General features: G+C 29.6%; 16 protein-coding genes. 5 read left to right on the forward strand and 11 right to left on the reverse strand.

Features of this window, described 5'->3' with window-relative positions:
* Positions 1 to 234 precede the first annotated feature (234 nt).
* Positions 235 to 3,261 carry a YhgE/Pip domain-containing protein gene (locus tag ACJTHF_RS12315; protein WP_232157008.1) on the forward strand — a complete coding sequence of 1,009 codons (3,027 nt, stop codon included), beginning with the start codon at positions 235 to 237 and terminating at the stop codon, positions 3,259 to 3,261.
* 262 nt (positions 3,262 to 3,523) lie between these two features.
* A complete protein-coding gene (locus tag ACJTHF_RS12320; RefSeq protein WP_119469726.1) occupies positions 3,524 to 4,828 on the forward strand; it encodes a TrkH family potassium uptake protein in 1,305 nt (434 codons plus the stop codon).
* A 368-nt stretch (positions 4,829 to 5,196) separates the two neighbouring features.
* Here the strand turns inward: ACJTHF_RS12320 and merA are convergent, their stop codons facing one another.
* The 3 genes from merA to ACJTHF_RS12335 form a co-directional block, all read right to left on the reverse strand.
* On the reverse strand, positions 5,197 to 6,519 hold the full coding sequence (gene merA / locus ACJTHF_RS12325; RefSeq protein ID WP_075578240.1) for a hypothiocyanous acid reductase MerA: 1,323 nt from the start codon (positions 6,517 to 6,519) through the stop codon (positions 5,197 to 5,199).
* Positions 6,506 to 6,940, reverse strand: a complete 435-nt coding sequence (gene hypR, locus ACJTHF_RS12330) for a redox-sensitive transcriptional regulator HypR (protein ID WP_075578239.1) — start codon at positions 6,938 to 6,940, stop codon at positions 6,506 to 6,508. The genes merA and hypR overlap by 14 nt, the downstream gene beginning before the upstream one ends.
* Positions 6,941 to 7,053: 113 nt before the next feature.
* Positions 7,054 to 8,016 carry a M23 family metallopeptidase gene (locus tag ACJTHF_RS12335; protein ID WP_107609540.1) on the reverse strand — a complete coding sequence of 321 codons (963 nt, stop codon included), beginning with the start codon at positions 8,014 to 8,016 and terminating at the stop codon, positions 7,054 to 7,056.
* Positions 8,017 to 8,717: 701 nt separating this feature from the next.
* Between ACJTHF_RS12335 and ACJTHF_RS12340 the strand changes: the two genes are divergently transcribed.
* Complete coding sequence (locus tag ACJTHF_RS12340) at positions 8,718 to 9,074, forward strand: DoxX family protein (RefSeq protein ID WP_048540334.1); 357 nt, start codon at positions 8,718 to 8,720, stop codon at positions 9,072 to 9,074.
* Positions 9,075 to 9,495: 421 nt separating this feature from the next.
* On the opposite strand, the gene ACJTHF_RS12345 is transcribed toward ACJTHF_RS12340, so the two are convergent.
* Positions 9,496 to 9,840, reverse strand: a complete 345-nt coding sequence (locus ACJTHF_RS12345) for a MerR family transcriptional regulator (protein ID WP_158258779.1) — start codon at positions 9,838 to 9,840, stop codon at positions 9,496 to 9,498.
* 74 nt (positions 9,841 to 9,914) lie between these two features.
* On the opposite strand from ACJTHF_RS12345, the gene ACJTHF_RS12350 reads away from it, so the two are divergent.
* Entirely contained in the window at positions 9,915 to 10,691 is a 777-nt protein-coding gene (locus ACJTHF_RS12350) for an SDR family NAD(P)-dependent oxidoreductase (RefSeq protein ID WP_078355410.1), read from the forward strand.
* A 1,066-nt stretch (positions 10,692 to 11,757) separates the two neighbouring features.
* On the opposite strand, the gene ACJTHF_RS12355 is transcribed toward ACJTHF_RS12350, so the two are convergent.
* The 3 genes from ACJTHF_RS12355 to aldA form a co-directional block, all read right to left on the reverse strand.
* Positions 11,758 to 12,687 (reverse strand): ABC transporter substrate-binding protein, encoded by a 930-nt coding sequence (locus ACJTHF_RS12355; RefSeq protein ID WP_107617246.1) that lies wholly within the window; start codon positions 12,685 to 12,687, stop codon positions 11,758 to 11,760.
* A 169-nt stretch (positions 12,688 to 12,856) separates the two neighbouring features.
* The gene (locus tag ACJTHF_RS12360) at positions 12,857 to 13,771 is read right to left on the reverse strand and encodes an AEC family transporter (protein ID WP_107617245.1); all 915 of its coding nucleotides are present in this window, start codon (positions 13,769 to 13,771) and stop codon (positions 12,857 to 12,859) included.
* An 18-nt stretch (positions 13,772 to 13,789) separates the two neighbouring features.
* Positions 13,790 to 15,214 carry an aldehyde dehydrogenase gene (gene aldA, locus ACJTHF_RS12365; RefSeq protein ID WP_107617244.1) on the reverse strand — a complete coding sequence of 475 codons (1,425 nt, stop codon included), beginning with the start codon at positions 15,212 to 15,214 and terminating at the stop codon, positions 13,790 to 13,792.
* A gap of 113 nt (positions 15,215 to 15,327) precedes the next feature.
* Here aldA and ACJTHF_RS12370 point away from each other — a divergent pair, with 113 nt between their 5' ends.
* Positions 15,328 to 15,663 carry a winged helix-turn-helix transcriptional regulator gene (locus ACJTHF_RS12370; protein WP_048540329.1) on the forward strand — a complete coding sequence of 112 codons (336 nt, stop codon included), beginning with the start codon at positions 15,328 to 15,330 and terminating at the stop codon, positions 15,661 to 15,663.
* A 103-nt stretch (positions 15,664 to 15,766) separates the two neighbouring features.
* On the opposite strand, the gene gtfB is transcribed toward ACJTHF_RS12370, so the two are convergent.
* The 4 genes from gtfB to ACJTHF_RS12390 form a co-directional block, all read right to left on the reverse strand.
* On the reverse strand, positions 15,767 to 17,089 hold the full coding sequence (gtfB, locus tag ACJTHF_RS12375) for an accessory Sec system glycosylation chaperone GtfB (protein ID WP_048540328.1): 1,323 nt from the start codon (positions 17,087 to 17,089) through the stop codon (positions 15,767 to 15,769).
* Positions 17,082 to 18,587 (reverse strand): accessory Sec system glycosyltransferase GtfA, encoded by a 1,506-nt coding sequence (gene gtfA / locus ACJTHF_RS12380; RefSeq protein ID WP_407812626.1) that lies wholly within the window; start codon positions 18,585 to 18,587, stop codon positions 17,082 to 17,084. Before gtfA ends, gtfB begins: the two co-directional genes overlap by 8 nt.
* 29 nt (positions 18,588 to 18,616) lie before the next feature.
* A complete protein-coding gene (locus ACJTHF_RS12385; protein WP_167401692.1) occupies positions 18,617 to 18,793 on the reverse strand; it encodes a hypothetical protein in 177 nt (58 codons plus the stop codon).
* Between the two features lie 100 nt (positions 18,794 to 18,893).
* A partial coding sequence (locus ACJTHF_RS12390; protein WP_407812627.1) for an LPXTG cell wall anchor domain-containing protein occupies positions 18,894 to 19,623 on the reverse strand: 730 nt, incomplete at its 5' end.

The raw sequence follows: 19,623 nt of genomic DNA on the forward strand, positions 1-19,623 counted from the left end.
TAAAGCGAACATTACACATGTAGTCTTTGAAAGTGGCTTTTTTATTGATCTCCAAAAATAGAAATATTTTCTATTTTAATATACTGATATAGATATAACATGCTATTTTAGTTATATATTAGACTTTATAAATATACTGATATAACAAAATGGGATTGAATTGATTTTGAACATGGGTTATGATAGCGGTATTGATATTTATAGTACATGTCATGTACTAATGGATAAGGAGTTATGATTTTGAAGAAACCATTTGAAATTTTTATTGAAGATATTAAAAATATCAGACGTGTGCCGTTTGTGATTATATTATTATTAGGTCTTTCTATTTTGCCCTCATTCTATGCGTGGTTTAATTTAAGTTCTACGTGGGATCCTTACAACAATACGCAAGGTATTAAAATTGCGGTCGTAAATGAGGATAAGGGTGCTAAGGTTGAAGGCAAAGATATTAATGTTGGTGACCAATTAGTTGAACAATTGAAGAAGAATGATAAGTTCGGCTGGGAATTTGTGAATCGTAAGAAGGCTGACGATGGTGTTGAAAAAGGTGATTATTATGCCTCTATATATTTACATAAGACTTTTTCTGATGAAGTCACAAGTATCTATCATAAGAAACCAAAGAAAGCCGTTATTGATTACAAAGTAAATGAGAAATTAAATGCGATTGCACCTAAAATGACAAACGCTGGTGCATCATCCATTGTAGATTCTTTAAATAAAGAATTTGGCGAGAATGCAACGCAAGCATTATTAAAAGAAGCGAATCAAGTTGGTTTAGATCTTGAAAATGAATTACCTACTTTAAGCAAAATTAAAAATGCTGTATATACTGCTGAAGATAATCTTCCTAAAATAGAAGAATTCAAAGAGAAAGTCATTGAAATTGATGAACATCAAGATGACATTACGAAGTATAAAGATGAATTCGAAGCGCTAGGAAATTACAAAGGCGACATTAATGAAGGCGTAACAAAAATTAATGAAGTAAACAGTAAAATGGGTGACATTAATCAAGCTGCTCAATTAATTACGAAGCTTAATGCCAAAATGCCTGAAATCGAAAGTGCTTTAGCAAAAGCGAATAAAGTACAACAACAATTTCCTAAAATCAATAAAGGCGTGCCTCAAGGTATTGAAGCAACTGAAAAAGCATTAGCAGCTATCAATAAAGCAGAGCAATACTTACCTGAATTAAATCGTAAATTAGATCAGTATGAAGCAGATGCTAAAAAAGCTCAGGAAAAAACTGAAAAAGCGAACGAAAAACTGAAAGCTGATCAAGATAAAGAAAAGAAAGACACTAAGGATAACAAAGCAAAACCTGAACAAAGCACAGAAGAACCTCAACAGTCGTCAGAAGAAGAAAACAAAGCAGACAATCAGACTGACCAAAATGCTGAAGAACAAGAAAGTGATAAAGAACAAGCAGACACTTCTAAAGAAGAAACAGAAGAAAAAGCATCAACTGAAGATCAAGAGAAAGATAATGATATCGTAACAACTCAACAAGCTTACGATGAAGAAGATACTCATAAAGAAGAGAATAACCAAGCTTCTAAAAACGTATTAACTGATCAAGAATTAAATGAAATGAAATCTGCACTGAGCGAATCTTTAACAGCCCTCGCAGACTACAGTAACGAACAAGCAAATATGAACAAAAAAGATTTAGAAAGCATGCAAGCCATCAATCAAAGTATCTTAATGAGCCAAGACAGTAAACAACTTGCAGACACTGTGAAAAACAATCAATCACGATTACAACAAGGTGTCGCTTTTAATAATTCAATGATTGATATTTTAAATGAACTTCAGAAATCTGAAGGTATTGATACTTCATCAGCTATTTCACAATTTGAATCAGCTAACAAAGATTTACAAAGTGTTATAAATGGCCAAAGCAATCTGATTAATGCTTTAAATAATGGTAAATCTGGCAAAGAAGAAGTATTAGCCTTAGATAAATTAATTGATTCTAATCTCATATCTTTAGACAATTTATTGAAATATACAAGCAGTGATTTTAAGACGACTTTAATGGAAGGCGTTAATCAAATTGATCAAGCGTTAACTAAAGGTATAGATGATATCTCGAAGATTAGAAGTTCTATGAACATGATTGATAATGTGATTCAAACTGGGAAAAGTTCCTTACAAAATGGTCATGATTTATTAGTCAGCATCAACAATGAATTACCTGAACTTGAAAGAAAGTTTAATAACATTAATGAAGTAGCTCAAACAAACTTCCCTAAATTTAAAGAGCAAGTTGGTAAAGGTGCTTATTACGTTGAAAATGAACTACCAAATGTTCAATCAGAAGTTAAAAAGCTCGCACAGTTCTCAAATAACGATTTACCAACAATGATTGATAAATATGACCGTGCTGTTCAATTAATAGATGACAACTTACCAGAAGCTCAAAAGGAAATTCATGACTTAGCAGAATTTGCACGAAATGATTTACCAGGTATTGAAGAAGATATTAAGAAAGCAGCGAAGAAAGTTAGAGAAATAGATAAAGATGATACAGTTCACGAGCTGATTAAATTATTGAAAAATGATTTAAAGAAACAAGCTGATATTATCGCACACCCAATAGAATTAAAAGAAGAATCATTATTTAGTGTGCCAAACTATGGAACAGCAAGTACACCATTCTATACATCTTTAGCAATTTGGGTAGGTGCTTTACTATTATCTAACTTATTAACAACAGATATTAAAAATCCAGAAATTAAGCAGAAATATTCATTGAGAGAAACATTCGTTGGAAAGAGCTTTATATTCATTATTATAGGTGTCATACAGTCCATTATCGTGTCACTAGGAGATATGTTTATTTTAGGCGCAGCAATCGATAATAGATTATTATTTATACTATTATCCGTACTCGTTTCAATCGTGTTTATATGTATCGTCTATACATTAGTGTCCCTATTCGGTAACGTAGGTAAAGCATTAGCAATAGTCATTATGGTACTACAAATAGCAGGTGGAGGTGGGACGTTCCCAATACAAGTCACACCAAAATTCTTCCAAGCCATACATCCATATTTGCCGTTCACTTATGCCGTAGATGCTTTAAGAGAAGCGGTTGGAGGCGTCGTACCAGAAATACTCATATACAATCTCATGTGTCTCGTATTATTCGGCGTCGTCATATTCACAATAGGATTTATCGTTAAACCAATACTCGACCCATGGAAAAACAAAACAAGCAAACGCGCCGAAGACAGTTACTTAATGGAATAATTAAATTATGTATAAAAATAATCGCCCGATTCGTAGTAGTGAACTACAGAATCGGGTGATTTTTAGTTGAGCTAAATTGCTGTTTGAATACATAACTGTATACTCTCTTCTCATAATAGAAGAAGTTGTCAAATTAAGACTAGACGGTCCATCCTTATACTTAATATTGCAGAGTGCTAAAACATTTTGTTTTATAAATTTATTGCTATTTTTTATTAATAGGACTATTATCTTTATATCTTATAATGCAGGTGATAAAGAAATGAATACTATATTCAAAGTTACTATGATTTATATGACTCTATTTTTAACGACTACAATCATAGGTTCAATATTACTCTACTTGCCAGTTACTGGACGAAAACCTATTGATTTTGTTGATGCTTTTTTTATCGCTACAAGTGCATTTACAGTAACAGGGCTTTCAACTGTTGATATACCTAACCAGTTCAATGAATTAGGGTATTTAGTAATACTTCTACTGATTCAAATTGGTGGGTTAGGAATTGTTACTTTAATGATCTTTATAATGATTTTCACTAGAAAAAACATTACGTACAAAAATAGAGAACTATTAAAGTATACGTGGAGTCTTGATAATGATTCAGGATTACTAAATATAACTATACGTCTTGTATTATTCAGCTTTATTATCGAGATTTTGGGTGCTATTTTTTTATCCCTTGTTTTCATTCCAGATCACGGTATTGTTAGAGGTGGATTCATCAGTATATTTACTTCTGTATCATCATTCAATAACGCTGGTTTTTCTTTATTTTCAGATAGTCTGATGAGTTACAGTGATAACTTAATTGTTAACGTCATTGTTCCATTATTAATTGTAATTGGCGGTATAGGTTATATTGTTTTATTAGATTTGTGGAAAGCTAATCGCTTGAGTAAATTAAGTCTACATTCAAAAATCGTATTAACTACTACAGCTATATTAATCATGATTGGATCACTTTCATTTTGGTTATTAGAAGCAAATAATGTATTAAAAAACGATAATTGGATTGTTCAAATCTTTAAATCCGTTTTCCAATCAATATCAACTAGAACTGCTGGATTCAATACCGTTGACATAGGTCAATTACACGACTCTACTCTATTTATATTTGATTTATTAATGTTTATTGGTGCCGCACCTATGAGTACCGGTGGTGGTATAAAAGTTACGACCTTTGCTATCATTATCGTATATTTATATACTTTATTAAAAGGTCAGACACATCCGCATATATTTAAGAAAAGTATTATGACAGAACAAATAAATAAAGCAATAACTGTATGTTTTTTATCAAGTTCTTTGATTTTCATCTCAACATTGAGTATTTTAATTCAAAATCCAAAACTTGATACAACAAAGGTATTATTTGAAACGATTTCAGCTTTTGCGACGGTTGGACTTTCAACTGGCATAACCGCTGATTTGAATTCTATGTCTAAAGTTATACTCATATTGTTAATGATAGTTGGTAAAATAGGCGTACTCATTATCATTTCGATATTCGTACATCCCAAAAAAGAGTTATATTATTACTCAACCGAAAAGATTCATTTATAATTCTAAAAAAAATAATCGCCCGATTTGTAGTAGAGAACTACAAGGTCGGGCGGTTTTTGTTTAAAAAATTTCATTATATACTACTTTATCTAGAAACCACTTAACAATTCTTTAAAGTCATTAGTAATCTATATATATTGTTCACTTAGTTCTGTTTTATTTTCTATATATAATCCTTCTTACTTTGATAAAAGTTTTTCATATCTTATATAATAATGCTTTCTACATAAATTCATAATAGCATCTACATTATCGGTTAAAGTATCCTCTATGCAAATTTTTTGATAATCCAACAACAATTGAATTCGAAAACCTTATACCATTAGAAATATAGTAGGTATTACACCCAAACTATATATAATATATATTTAGATATTAAATAAATCATTAAATGATTCTATCATAGTAGGATGTGTATATATATTGTCACGTAAAACTGTATAGTCAATATTTTGGTCAATAGCTAGTTTTACTAAATTAATGATTTCCTCGGATTGTAAACCATATAAGGTAGCGCCAAGTATTTTATTTGTTGTTGCGTCTATCACAACTTTAAACAGACCTCTAGGGTCATTATTAATTTTGTGACGAGGTATATTACTTACTGGTAGTTTACCTTCTTTAATTTCATACCCTTGTTCTTTTGCTTCTTTAGCAGTCAATCCTACACGAGATAATGGAGGATCTATAAATACCGTATAAGGTACTGCACCTCTATTTTCTGTAGTGCGAGCACCTGAACCGAATAATTTGTCTTTAACAATTCTAAAGTCATCTAAAGAAATATAAGTGAATTGCATGCCACCTTTTACATCACCTATTGCATAGATATGTTTTACAGCTGTTTCCAACTGATTATTGACTTCTATTTCGCCACGTTCACCTAGTTTAATATCAGTGTTTTCTAAATTTAAGTCAGTATTTGGCTTTCTACCAATTGCGAGTAATACCGCTTCTGCTTCAAAATCACCTTTATTCGTTTTAGCGATTGTATATCCATCTTTATCTTCAAATTCTGAAGTTTGGGCACCTAACTCGAATTTTACACCTTTATCTTCTAAATCTTTAATCGCATGTGAAACGATTTCTTCATCTTCTCTTGCCATTAGTTTGTCATTAGCTTCTAATACAGTCACTTCTGTATCAAAGTTCGAAAACATAGATGCGAATTCTAAAGAAATATAACCTCCGCCAACAATAACTAATCGTTTAGGTTGCTCACGTAAATTCATTATTCCTGTAGAATCGTATAAATGCTTAGATTCTTTAATACCTTTAATATCAGGAATAACTGGTATTGCACCAGTGTTTATCACAATGTCATCTGCTGTTAAAGTATCTACTACTTTGCCTTGCTCATCTAATAATTCTACTTCCGTATTGGATTTAAAGCTAGCCTTGTAATCTAATACCGTTATATTTTTATCGTCTGCTAAGTTATGATAATTCTTTTTATTAAGGGCCGTTACGACTTCTTCTTTACGCTCAAATGCTTGATTGAACGAACCACGCTCTAATCCTTCGTGCACTAATGTTTTAGATGGAATACAACCGATATTTATACATGTACCACCATACATTTTTTTGGATTGTTCAACAACTGCTACTTGTTTCCCTTGAGCCGAAGCTGTTTTTGCTAGTGTTTTTCCACCTTTACCAAACCCTAAAATTAATAAATCATACTTTTTCATTGTAACCCTCCATTAATATATCGTTTAATATATCTCCAATAGAAATATTTTGATAATATTTTTCAATTATTTCAAATTCTCTTCGATGATAGTTTGACATTACTCGACTCATTTCATTTGAGATTTTACAGTCACTTTCTTTTGTACCTGTATAAATTCTGCCAAATGATTGACTAGAAGCGAATAATTTAAATAAATTGGATAATGGCGTATCTAACACATTACCATTTATACGATACCCTCCATATTTGCCCTTTTGTGTTGTAATGTAACCTTCTTCTAATAGTTTGCTCATAACTCTTCTTAATTGCACAGGATTAACACAAACTTTTGATGACAATTCGACACTACTAAATCTTTCAGATGAATGTTTACTTAAGAAAGTTAATACGTGAACTGCGATATTAAATTCTAAATTCAATGAATCATCTCCTTTTTAAATGTAACTATAATAATTACATTTAAACATATCTACTTCTTAAGTTCAAATAAAAAAATCACGCCTATAATAAGACGTGATTTTTTCTTATAAAATTATTGATTGTTGTTGATATAAGAATCTGGATTAACTGAATATTGATTACCTACGCCACCTTGCATACGTTGGAAATGTAAGTGAGGTGCTGTTGAATTACCAGTATTACCTGATTGTCCAATTTGTTGACCTGCTTTTACTTCGTCACCTTTATTTACATTTAATTTATTCATATGCATGTACCATTGATAATAATCACTATTTTTCTCTTTTATTGTTACTTGGTTACCACCACCGTAGTTACTCCAACCACTTTGAATCACAGTTCCATCTGCTAAAGCGTATACAGGGGTATTTTCTTCCATAGCATAATCTACACCGTAATGTGCACCACCGCCGTGATATTGACCATATTCTTGTAACTTTTTATTTTTAGTAAGCCAATTTGATGAAGCTTCTGCATTACCTTTGGCTTCCTTAGTGTTTGCTGCATCGTTGTTATGAGTTGATTGTTCTTTAGAAGAAATATTGTTATATTGAGCTGATTCTTGATTATCATTTGTTTCATTAGAAGTCGCTACATATCCATTACTTCCTGTTTCATCATGCTTATCTGTTTGATTATTATTTGCTAGCGTTTCTTTATTTGTTTCAGATGTTTGATTTTCATTTCCATTATTTACTTGATAACCTTTATCCTTAATTGTTTGATTTGATTGAGATGGTGAATAATCATTATCATCTTTTACAAAATAGTAATAATGCGTAGCACCATTTTGATCTAATTCATACGATTTATACTCTTTACGATCAAACATAGATTGATTCCAATTACCGTCTAATGTGTGGTGATAGTTCCCTTTACTATCTATTGTATAATAAACACCATTTTCAATTCCCGTATAGTTGTGAGTATTTTGCGTAGATACACTACTTTGTTCTTCAGCTTGTGCATCTTGTTGAGCAATACTCATAGTTAGAATTCCAATAGTCGCTATTGAAGTTGTTAATATTTTTTTCATTTTAATAAACCTTCCTTTTCTTTAACTATAGAACTCAATCTATCACGTGCTTTAATGAAAATAAATACTTGTAATCGATTTGTGCATACTAAATAAAAAGCTGTAATATTTCCAAAATAATATTACTGATTTCTGAATTTTTGATATTAATGTAAACTCTTATTTCACATAAGGTGTATGCTTTAAAAGGACTATTTTTTCAAAAGACTCATTACAAACTAAGAATCTAATAACGTTCAAAAGATAACTAAATAGATGTTAATATTACTCCTAAAGTAAGATATTAAATTAGAAGGCATTTAAATGATACACTTCGCTTATTAGTGATTTTGCGATATAAAGTTAAAATATGGTGCGCATAGCTTACCGTTCACCATAAAATTTATCTATCACATTTTTTTAAAATTAAAACTCTAACACTTTTAATAATTAAAAATTTAATATCATTTTGATTTAGATCACATAAAAGAAAATACAAATGAAGTATTGAATAGCAAGTTGTTTTGTTCATAGACCCTAACTTCTCTTGCTTAATGTATAATTTTCATAAAAAATCGACCTCTTTTTGAGGTCGATTTCTTTGCCTGCAAGAAATGGCTATATTGATATGCTTATTATAAAGTAGAAAATTGTCGTATTTTTGTCGTTTTTTATTTTTATTTTACCATGTTATAATATAAAAATTATAGGAGGTATAAAAAATGAATTTAGGAATTTTATTTATTCGACTATTTTTAGGTATTACTTTTATTATACATGGTAGCCAAAAAGTTTTTAGTGGTTTTGGCGAGCCAATGAGCATGATGGAATCGTTAGGAGTTCCTGCCTTTATTGGCATTATACTGGCTCTCTTTGAATTAATAGGTGGCATTCTAATTGTGTGTGGTTTATTTATTAATTTCATGGCTAGTGGTTTCATAGTTATCATGTTAGGTGCTTTATTTACAGTACATTTAAAACAAGGTTATATGGATTCAGAATTTGTTGTTGCATTACTAATCATGAGTGTTTCTATGTTATTATCTTATGATTGGAAAAAAACAATTCAATTATATTAATAAAATGATTGTTTTTATTTAGGATGAATGTCTATAGGTCTAAACAAAGAAGCAGATAACTCACTATGAGCTGTCCGCTTCTTTAGTCCACTTATTTATAGATGGTGGTCTCATAGTTATTTATTTTTATCCTATATAGTATACTTTCTATATAGTTCAGATTAAACCTACAACAATTAATCATGTGGTCGCTATCGATTTAGCGTTATTTTGTTATATATTCATACCTCTAAACAAAAGCATAGCAATACTTATTATTATATTTCTACTGCTTCCTAATGGTTTAAAATAATCATCCTAGTTATATAAAGCGTTCAACACTATATTAAGTATTTTCGCTAAACCTATTCCAAGCATTCTACATACAATCATATAATGTCTTAATAACTTCAATATTCCATTATAAAAGATATATAAGGTGTCAGTCTCTTAACATTCCAATTTTATATATTATATGATCAAGCTCTTCTTTCTTTTGTTCTAATTGCTTAATTGTTAATAACCTTTGCTTTTCTAACATTTCCAATCTTTTATATTTTGTAGTTTCCCCTTTTTCAACAAGAAATTTAAACTCTTTTATTTCTTTTAATGCCATCCCTGTACCTCTTAAATGTTTTACAAATGTAATCCATCTTATATTTTCTTCGGAATATACACGCTTGTTACTATCATTTCTATAATCTGGCGAAATTAATCCCTTTTCTTCATAAAATCTCAAAGTTTTTATAGGTAAATTTGTAATTTTCGAAACTTCTCCTATGAACAATTTGCTTGACCTCCAGTAACTGTACATATTTATACTATTAATTGTACAAAATAAATCAATATGGAGGTAATAAAATGACTTTTTCAAATAATACAATTTTAATCTCAGGTGGTTCTTCAGGTATAGGGCTAGGTTTTGCAAAAAAATTTTTAGAATTAGGTAATCAAGTAATCATTACAAGTCGTTCTAAAGAAAAGTTAGATTCACTCGTAAATTCACATCCTAATCTTTATGGTTATATAGTGGACGTTACAAATGTTGAATCAGTATATTCACTAAAAGAACAAGTTTTATTAGATTTTCCAAACCTTAACGTATTGTTTAATTCTGCAGGAATCATGAAATCTTTTGATCTATTTGATGATAATGTGAATCCTCAAATGTTACATTCAGAAATAAATACTAATTTAATAGGTACTATTAATATGACGAAAGTGTTCTTAAGTCATCTGATTAAACAAAATACCCCCTTAATTATTAACGTGTCAAGTGGTCTTTCCTATGTATCTTCTGCTGCCCATCCTATTTATTCAGGCACTAAATCAGCTGTACACATGTTTACTGATGCAGTACGTGAACAGGCTATTTATAAAGGATATAACCATTTAACGGTAATGGAATTAGTTCCACCATTAGTAGCTGAGACTAATTTAGAAGAACATGCTCCAATAGATGCACCTAACAATATGAAACTTTCTGATTTAATTGATCAAGGTATTGAAGCAATTCAACAAAAAGTAATTCGATTAGATGCAGGTTATGCAAAAGAAATGCATCGTCAAGCATTAAAAGATTCTGATACATTTACTCATACTACAGCTCAAGTAATGTTACCTAGATATTTTTCATAATCTATAAATTTGGCGACATTTTTTGGGCATATCTTTTCAACAGAAATGAGCACTTAAAAAACAAATTATTCACATTATATTTTATAATATTGTTCAAGATTTTAATCAAGTGCTTTTAATTTGCTTAAATGAAGCGTTTCTTTGAAAGAATTCGATATCCAGCATGAGCAGTCATTAAAGAGAGTGGCTATGATTAATATTTTAATAATCGAGCTAGTCATAGTTTAGTATATGAGTATATGAATCCCCATCATTCCAAAAAAGACCACGACATTATTTGTCGTGGTCTTTGACCTAAATTTAGTATATTTTTAAAGACTTTTAAGAATATATTCATTATATGACTACTAAAATTTTACCGTTTTTAATATCTATTAAGCAATTTACAAGTTGTTCACTTATAAGTGAATTTCATTCTAGCAGTGCTTTTTCAATATTAATTACATCTGCATTTCATTTTAATATAATAGAATCTATTTTTTGTTTTATTTGTGATAACTTTCTGCTTATCGATCGATGATGCGGTTTATAAAGCTTGCAATAGATATAAATATTTTATATATTTTTAGAAGATTTTTCTTTAAGTGTATTTTTTACCTAAATTCAGATCTATTCTTTATAATTTCATTTCTAATTGCACGTATACTCTCTTTATAAGATAGATATAGTTCAAGTCTATAATGATTAAAAAGCATCTTTTTTCTAAACTTATATACAAAAAGTCATAAATTTCTATTACTCCACCTAAAATCTCCAACAAAAAACCACCCTTGTTATCAGAGATAGATTAGGGTGGAAAAATAGAAATTTTAGTTTTCACGGATAGATAAAATGGGTGTTCATCAAATCCCTGTAGTTTAAATACACTATAATGTATTTATTAACACAATTATTCACAGTAATTTTATTAACGCAAAAATAATATCTCTAAAATTAACACCTTGCTTATTAGCAAGGTGCAAAAAAGAGTTATTAAATACTAGTTTAAATCAAATCTAAAACGGAGATAGTAAATTTAAACTATACAAATTATACCATTTATAATTAAACTAGTAAAATTATGCATTTAAAATTTTTTCATATCTTTAAGTTGCTTTAAAATAATTTCTCTTTGCTTTTCTAGTGAGATAGGATCATTATAAGCGGTATTTGAAGCATCTAAAGTAATAACATGCCCTTCTTTTACAGCTTTTAAATTTTTCCAATTATTAGTTTTTGTAAATTGTGGTGTTTCACCCATCGTTGCTAGAATAATATAATCTCCCGTATATTCAGTCAACTCTTCCTCTGAAATAGGCATACTGTATTCATTTTTTATTTTCTTATCTAGTTTTTCTGGCATACTCATGCCATAACCATCATAAATTATTTCAGTCCCTCTTCCTAAACTTTTACCAAATGCCATAAGGCCCTTCGGAGAAGATTGAATTACTGTTATAGTTTTACCATCTACTTTATTTCCTAAATCTTTTTTATCTTGCTCTAATTTCTCTTCCCAATCTTTAACCCATTTATCAGCTTTATCTTGCTCGTTTACAATACTACCTAATTCTTTAGTAACTTCTTTATAATCAGAATTCATAGAGTCTAGTTGAACTGTAGCAGCTATTTTTTTTAACTTTTTAGCATTTTTATCTTCTTTAGTTGTAATAATTAAATCAGGCTTAGTTTTAGCAATTTGTTCTATATTTTCTTGCCCAACCCTTGTAGCACCTTTAGTTGCTTCATCCAAAGTTTTATTTTGTTTAACAAAATCTAATACACCAACCGGTTTGTGGCCAAATTCAACTAATGCACCTATGTATGTAGGATGTAAAACAACTATTCTCTTTGGCTCTTTAGGTATCTTAACTTTTTTACCATCATCTTGTTTAAATGTTTTAGTATTAGAAGTAGAGTCAGATTTTGTTTCGTCAGACTTTTCTTTACCCTCATTACTTCCACAAGCAGCTAAAAATAGGACCAAACTTAGTGCGAAAACTATAAATTTTTTCATATCCTTACCCTCCCTCAAATGAAAACCTTTCTCAATTAGAATATACTTTATTAATAAGAAAAGCAATGATTTTTCCAAAAATTTGTCAGTTTTATATTAATTAACCTTTTTTGATATAAAAATAACCCCACCACACAAAGTGATAGGGCAAATAATAAAGGAATAAAATTTACACTATAATATACATTAAAATTGGTAATGTAACTATGCATAACAGCGAAGACATAACAACATATTGAGAGGTTTCCGGACCTTTATCAGAATATATAGTTGCCAATGATGTATTAGTAGCACCAGCAGGCATACCTGCCGATAGAACCATAACACCTAAAATTAATTTATCTGTTATCAATGGACTTAAAATTATAAATACAAGACTGGGTATCACAATAAGCCGTACAAAACAAAATATATAGATATTTTTAGAAGCTATGAACTTTTTGATATTAATTAGTCCAAATAAAGCACCAGTAATAATCATAGATAAAGGTGCTGTCATATTACCTAACTCTCTTATTGCAGTAGCCAATGTATTAGGAAGTGAGAACCCTAATATAAGAAATAATATTCCAAAAAAAGATGCTAAAAGAGCCGGACTTAACAATGATAAAGAAATAGATTTGAAATCAACATCATTTTTATATAGTTTAATACCTAAGGTAAATAAAAATAAATTTGATATTGTATTATAAATAACTAATATAAATAAGCCTTTTTCACCATATAGTATACCTATAATAGGGATACCTATAAATAATATATTTGAGTATGTGCAACAGCCAATCCATACTTTTTTAAGGCCCATTTCCATACTTGTAAAGGAAACAAGCAATTTAGAAAGGAAAAAAGGAAAAGCTACTAAGAATAGGCTTATTAAAATTGTTGTTACAAAAAAATCGAAATTATATGAATCTATGTTAACATTAAAACTAGTTAATATAGCTGCAGGTAATACAATATTAGTTAATAAATTCGATAAACTGCTTATATGACTCTCATGAATCCAATACTTTCTACTGCATAGGAATCCAATGAGGAGAAACACTAATAATATTAAACATTGATTTATAACAGTTGTGATCATACTAATAAAGCTCTCAAACTACTCATAACGGATATATGTTACAGTTGTATTTAAATATTCTTCAAAACCATTTATACCATCTGCTCCACCAAGACCAGATTGACGCCATCCTGCATGATAACCCACGATAGCTTCTTCAGCCTCACAGTTAACATAAACTTCTCCAAATTTTAATCTTTCACTAGCTAACATAGCTTCTTTTAGATTCTCTGTAAATATATAAGAAGCTAGTCCATAATTAGAGTTGTTTGCTTCATCTAGAACTAAATTAAAGCTATCAAAGCTTACAACTGGTAATACAGGACCAAAAATTTCTTCTTTCATAACTATAGAGTCTTTAGAAATATTAGTTAAAATAGTTGGTTCATAGAAAAATCCTTTTCTATCCATAATATGTCCACCTAATTCGACAGTGGCACCTTCTATTATAGCATCTTGTACTTTTTTATTTATAGAGTTTAATTGTTTTTTATTGATAATAGCCCCCATTGTAGTATCTTCATCGTAAGGGTTTCCTACTTTAATTTTATTCATCTTATCTTTAACTACTGATAAAAACTCATCAAAAATAGTTTTATCTACATAAATTCTTTCTGGACATGTACACACTTGCCCACTGTTATTAATTCTTGCTTGTACAATATAATTAGCTGCTTTTTCAATATCAGCATTTTTGGTCACAATGGCAGGCGCTTTACCACCAAGTTCTAAGTTCACACCTTTTACATTATTTGCGGCACTTTTCATAACTGATTTACCTGCCCCCGTACTACCTGTAATTGAAACAAGATCAATATTTTCACTTTGTGATAATAAGTTTCCAACTTCTGCCCCAGTTCCTGTTATAATCTGAACTAATCCATTCGGAATTTCAGTATTTTGGATGTATTCAGCAATTTTAAAGGCACCAAATGGTGTTTCTTCACTTGGTTTAATAACAATAGAGCATCCAGTTACTAAAGCAGGTATTAGTTTTCTCATTAAAACGAAAATAGGTGCGTTCCATGGAATAATACCAGCCGTAGTACCTACTGGTTTTTTAGTTAATATAATTCTTTCATTCTCTACTTCACTTTGTAAAACTTCTCCATTATTTTTTCTAGCTAAACTACACATATAGTTAATATAATCAATAGACTTTTCTATTTCACCTATAGCTGCATATAGTGGTTTACCTTGTTCTTCAACATAAATTTCAGCTAATTCACTCTTGTTTTTTTCTAATTGTTGAACTAACTCTTGAACAATTTTAGCTCTTTTTACAATATTAACTTTCTCCCATTTTAATTGGGCTTCTTTTGCGCCATTTATTGCAGACTTAGTATCTTCTTCATTTGCTAAAGTAATTGTATCGATTACCTCTTCTGTAACTGGATTAATAACTTCTAATTGTTTTGTAGACTTACTTTCTACAAATTGACCATTTATAAATAATTTATTCATATAATGACCTCCTTTTGATACAATATAACTCTAACGTAGTAATAAGTAAATACCGCTAAATAATTGATATAGTGTATTATTTAGCAGTATTATCAATAGGAGGAATGATTTAATTGATAGAGTTTAATAATCAAAGTTTTAACTGTGAAAAAGAACTAGCTCTAAATGTTATTGGTGGAAAATGGAAACTCATGATTGTATGGGAATTATTACATAACGAACCACTCCGTTTAAACCAAATTGAAAAATTTATACCTAATGCACATCAACGAGTTTTAATTAATCAGTTGAAGGAATTAGAAAATGACAAACTTATAATTCGAACAGTTTATCCAGTTATGCCTCCAAAGGTAGAGTATAAACTTACAGAACTAGGAAAGTCTTTAGAACCTCTAGTAAAGGAACTCTATAAATGGGGAATTCACTTCTATAATCAATCAGAAAGATAAGAAAGTACTGAAATAAATTTAAAAACTCCCAAAAAATATAAAGTATGATATTTATATGAACTTAGTTATATTGAAGTTATGAAGAAACTCAATAGTTAAATAATCATTTTAAGAAACAATTCATAAAACTCAATTTATTTATTGATCCTGCTTGATTTAATTGATATTCTAACATTTCATTTCTTATTACTATATTATTCTCCATATTCTTTAAAAGTTGTATTAGATCAGTATATTTTTCTAAAGAAAACTGATTTTCTGTAGCAACATAATTGTCATTATGTTGTGTTTCTATATATCCTAAAATTAATAACCGATATTCAAAAGCTGATTTAACCGCATCTAAAATCTCATTCCCTTTATTAATATCTAAATATATATCGCACTTTTCATATAAAGAAGTAATCTGTTCTTTTGGAGAATTGGGAAATAGCGATACATTGGCATAACTGTTTAATTCCATTAATTTTTGTGACATCTCAGTTAATGCCACAATATGAAATTGATAATGTGGGAGGTTATTAACTATTTCTTCTAAATTTGGAATTTGATCAGAGTTTGTTAATGTTAATACATTCTTTGTATAGTGATTTTGACCTAAAAATTTATATACATAACCCGATTTCAACATTTGAGTTTTATGTTCCTCATCAATTAGTGAAATTAAACTATTAAATTCATTTTCGTTAGGTATAATCACTCGACAGCCCCGCAATTTTTTAGACAACATCAACTTCATATTTCCAGGTAAACTACCATTCGATTTCTCTTGCCAAAACAAATAATCATTTCCTTCAACCTTCAAATCATGTAATACTGCACATGGAATAGATAAAGAATTAATTAAGAAACTATCCATCGGAATATTAGCTACTTTTAAGAAAAAAATAACAAACTGCACTTTTGAATGAAATATATATTCTTTCTCTTGCCATTTTAAAATAATATCATTCGTTATAAAATTCTCTGTAATAATTTCTTGTTTCTTATCATTGAACCAACGTTTGATGATTCTACGTTGATTATCATCTACTATTAATTGAGCATACTTTAGACCATTCTTATTATAGTAGTCTATTACTTGAGTTTTGCTATGTTTATTTAGCCATTCTACACGTTCGACTATTCTAAAACCAAAATTCTTTTTATATATAATTCGCCCTTTTATTACACCCATGTTTTTAACTTCTGCTGAGTTATTATTACCTTCTATTTCCCAAAATTGTGGAATACTAATTTGGTTAAAAAACAATGCCTCTGTTAACTGATTTTGATTACATGCAAAAAATTGATAAGGTGTTAGTATATTTGGAGGTAGGAATCCATCTTCTTCAATCACAATAGTTTCATTATCAATCTCAACATTTTCAAATGTATTATATAGAACTTTTACTTTAGTATCGAATGATTCAAAAAGGTTAATCATATAGCACCTCCTCTATTAAATTAAACCATCTGTATTTAATATTTTGTGTTTTATAAGTTTCAGCAATCTCATAAGAATGTTGATGATAAGAAGCTCGATCACTTTCAAAAAATTTTATAATTGAATTAGCTAAGCTATCAACGATTTGTTTCTCAGAATGATTATTTATATTTATTGGTATTAAATATCCGTTTTTATCATCACTTATAAAAGTTGTATTACCATATTCAACTTTAAAACCAATCATTCCTAATCCTGAACCAATCGCTTCCATTAGAGTTAATCCAAACCCTTCGCTAGTTGAGCCAGATAAAAACAACTCATATTTTGAATACACATTTTTTAAATCTACATGTCCTAAAAGAGATATATAGTCACATGCATCATTTTCTTCAATAATTTTTTGTAACGTATTTCTTTGACCCCCTTCACCATAAATATCAAATTCAATTGAGTCTATTGATTTTTTGACAATAACTACTGCGTTAATCAACCAGTCTATATGCTTCTCAGAAGCTAATCTTGAAGCTGTAATAATAGAATTTGGCCTTCTACTTATTGGCTTTATAGTATTATCAATACTACCTACTGGGATAGTGTATATTATTGGATTAACATGATTATACTTTTTTAACTGTGTCATTAACAAATCTTTTTGTCGATCTGTTGCAGCTATATAAAAATCAATCTCCTTACTATTTGTAAACACGTATTCATAATGATTATTCCATAAAATATTTTCTTCTGAAGTTGAAGCTTCATTATAATGTTCTGCATGAATAACTATACCTAACTTGGATTCACCTTTATTTTGAATAATAGGTTGTGCCAATCCTTTAGAACGATCAATAATCACAATATCTTCGGGAGATAATCTCAGTGATTCCATAAAATAAGCAACAAATTCTTGTTTAGAATATAGGATTTTATCATTAAATATATACAATTCACTACTATCATTAATATATTCATTAAAAGCAATGGTTCCATCTTCATTATAGAATTGTCTCATATATATTTTTGCTTTTTTCTCATGTGGAGCATAATACTCAGAAAAAATTCTTGTATAAGAATAATAGTCTTTCCTAATTAATTTACCTCTTGATACAAATTCAGCGCGATCAATAAATGGCTTACCTTGTTCCTTTAAATAGCAAACGATATAAGTATTATCTATGTCATTAAATAGTTTAATAGTCTTGTTTTCTTCTACTTGATGAGTTATGTCCATATCAAGTGTTTTAATCAAGTTATTCACAGTATAAAAAGTTGGTGCAATTTTTATGTCAGTAAAATATTGATAAAGCCAAATAATTTCATCATCAAAAAAGCCTAAATGACTAGTCAAAGTCTGCAAATTTTCATGTGCAAAAAAGTCTAAAAATACAAACTTCAAAACCTCACTTTGTTCCCTTAACATCTTAGCTCTATATAATTGTGCATATTCAACTCCACTACTTGCCCAACCAATACCATAATTAATATTATAAATTGTCATACAAAGCTCCTTATTTCATATAAGATTTATTAAATAAATACTCTAAAAATACTAAATAACATAAAGCTTGCAATCATAAAAGTCCCTAGAAATTTTAAAGATAAAAATTGTTTCTTTTCAATAGATTGCTTTCCAGATTGTTTAAATCGAAGTAAGTCTTCTTCAATATCTTTATTAATTTCTTCTAATTCTTCATATTTATCCATAAACTACCTCCTCAATTTATTTTCAACAATCTTACAATTTTCAAATATATTAAAAACAAGCTAAGAGAAAACTCTTAGCTTATTGATATGATGCTTTTAATTACGATGACTTATTATCATGACTCTTTTTTCTTCTACTTCTATATAATAATACACCACCAATAGTAGCAAGTAATCCACTCGTTAAACCTGCACGGTCTTCAGCTTCACCAGTATCTGGTAATTTATCCTTACCTATTACATTACTTTCACTTGTACTCAATGATTCGCTTGTGCTTAGTGATTCACTCGTGCTCAATGACTCACTTGTAGTTAATGATTCGCTTGTACTCAATGACTCACTTGTGCTTAATGATTCGCTTGTACTCAATGACTCACTTGTGCTCAATGATTCGCTCGTACTTAATGATTCACTCGTGCTCAATGATTCACTCGTGCTCAATGACTCGCTGGTACTCAATGATTCGCTCGTACTTAATGATTCGCTTGTGCTTAGTGATTCACTCGTGCTCAATGACTCACTTGTACTTAATGATTCACTCGTGCTCAATGACTCACTTGTACTTAATGATTCACTCGTGCTCAATGATTCACTCGTGCTCAATGACTCTGATGTACTTAATGATTCACTCGTACTTAGTGATTCACTTTCGCTGATCGACTCACTTTCACTTAATGACTCGCTTGTGCTTAATGATTCACTCGTGCTCAATGACTCACTTGTGCTCAATGACTCTGATGTACTTAATGATTCGCTCGTACTTAATGATTCACTCGTACTTAATGATTCACTCGTGCTCAATGATTCACTCGTGCTCAATGACTCTGAT

The organism is Mammaliicoccus sp. RAM2 (assembly GCF_045897195.1).
Lineage (GTDB): Bacteria > Bacillota > Bacilli > Staphylococcales > Staphylococcaceae > Mammaliicoccus > Mammaliicoccus sciuri.

Coding starts and splice junctions, on each gene's coding strand:
- gtfB (WP_048540328.1), bottom strand. CDS start 17,089: ATGATTAACCTTTTTGAATCATTCGATACTAAAGTAAAAGTTCTATAT.
- ACJTHF_RS12385 (WP_167401692.1), bottom strand. CDS start 18,793: ATGGATAAATATGAAGAATTAGAAGAAATTAATAAAGATATTGAAGAA.
- ACJTHF_RS12320 (WP_119469726.1), top strand. CDS start 3,524: ATGAATACTATATTCAAAGTTACTATGATTTATATGACTCTATTTTTA.
- ACJTHF_RS12360 (WP_107617245.1), bottom strand. CDS start 13,771: ATGATCACAACTGTTATAAATCAATGTTTAATATTATTAGTGTTTCTC.
- ACJTHF_RS12350 (WP_078355410.1), top strand. CDS start 9,915: ATGACTTTTTCAAATAATACAATTTTAATCTCAGGTGGTTCTTCAGGT.
- aldA (WP_107617244.1), bottom strand. CDS start 15,214: ATGAATAAATTATTTATAAATGGTCAATTTGTAGAAAGTAAGTCTACA.
- ACJTHF_RS12355 (WP_107617246.1), bottom strand. CDS start 12,687: ATGAAAAAATTTATAGTTTTCGCACTAAGTTTGGTCCTATTTTTAGCT.
- ACJTHF_RS12315 (WP_232157008.1), top strand. CDS start 235: ATGATTTTGAAGAAACCATTTGAAATTTTTATTGAAGATATTAAAAAT.
- ACJTHF_RS12335 (WP_107609540.1), bottom strand. CDS start 8,016: ATGAAAAAAATATTAACAACTTCAATAGCGACTATTGGAATTCTAACT.
- ACJTHF_RS12340 (WP_048540334.1), top strand. CDS start 8,718: ATGAATTTAGGAATTTTATTTATTCGACTATTTTTAGGTATTACTTTT.
- gtfA (WP_407812626.1), bottom strand. CDS start 18,587: ATGACAATTTATAATATTAATTATGGTATTGGTTGGGCAAGTAGTGGA.
- merA (WP_075578240.1), bottom strand. CDS start 6,519: ATGAAAAAGTATGATTTATTAATTTTAGGGTTTGGTAAAGGTGGAAAA.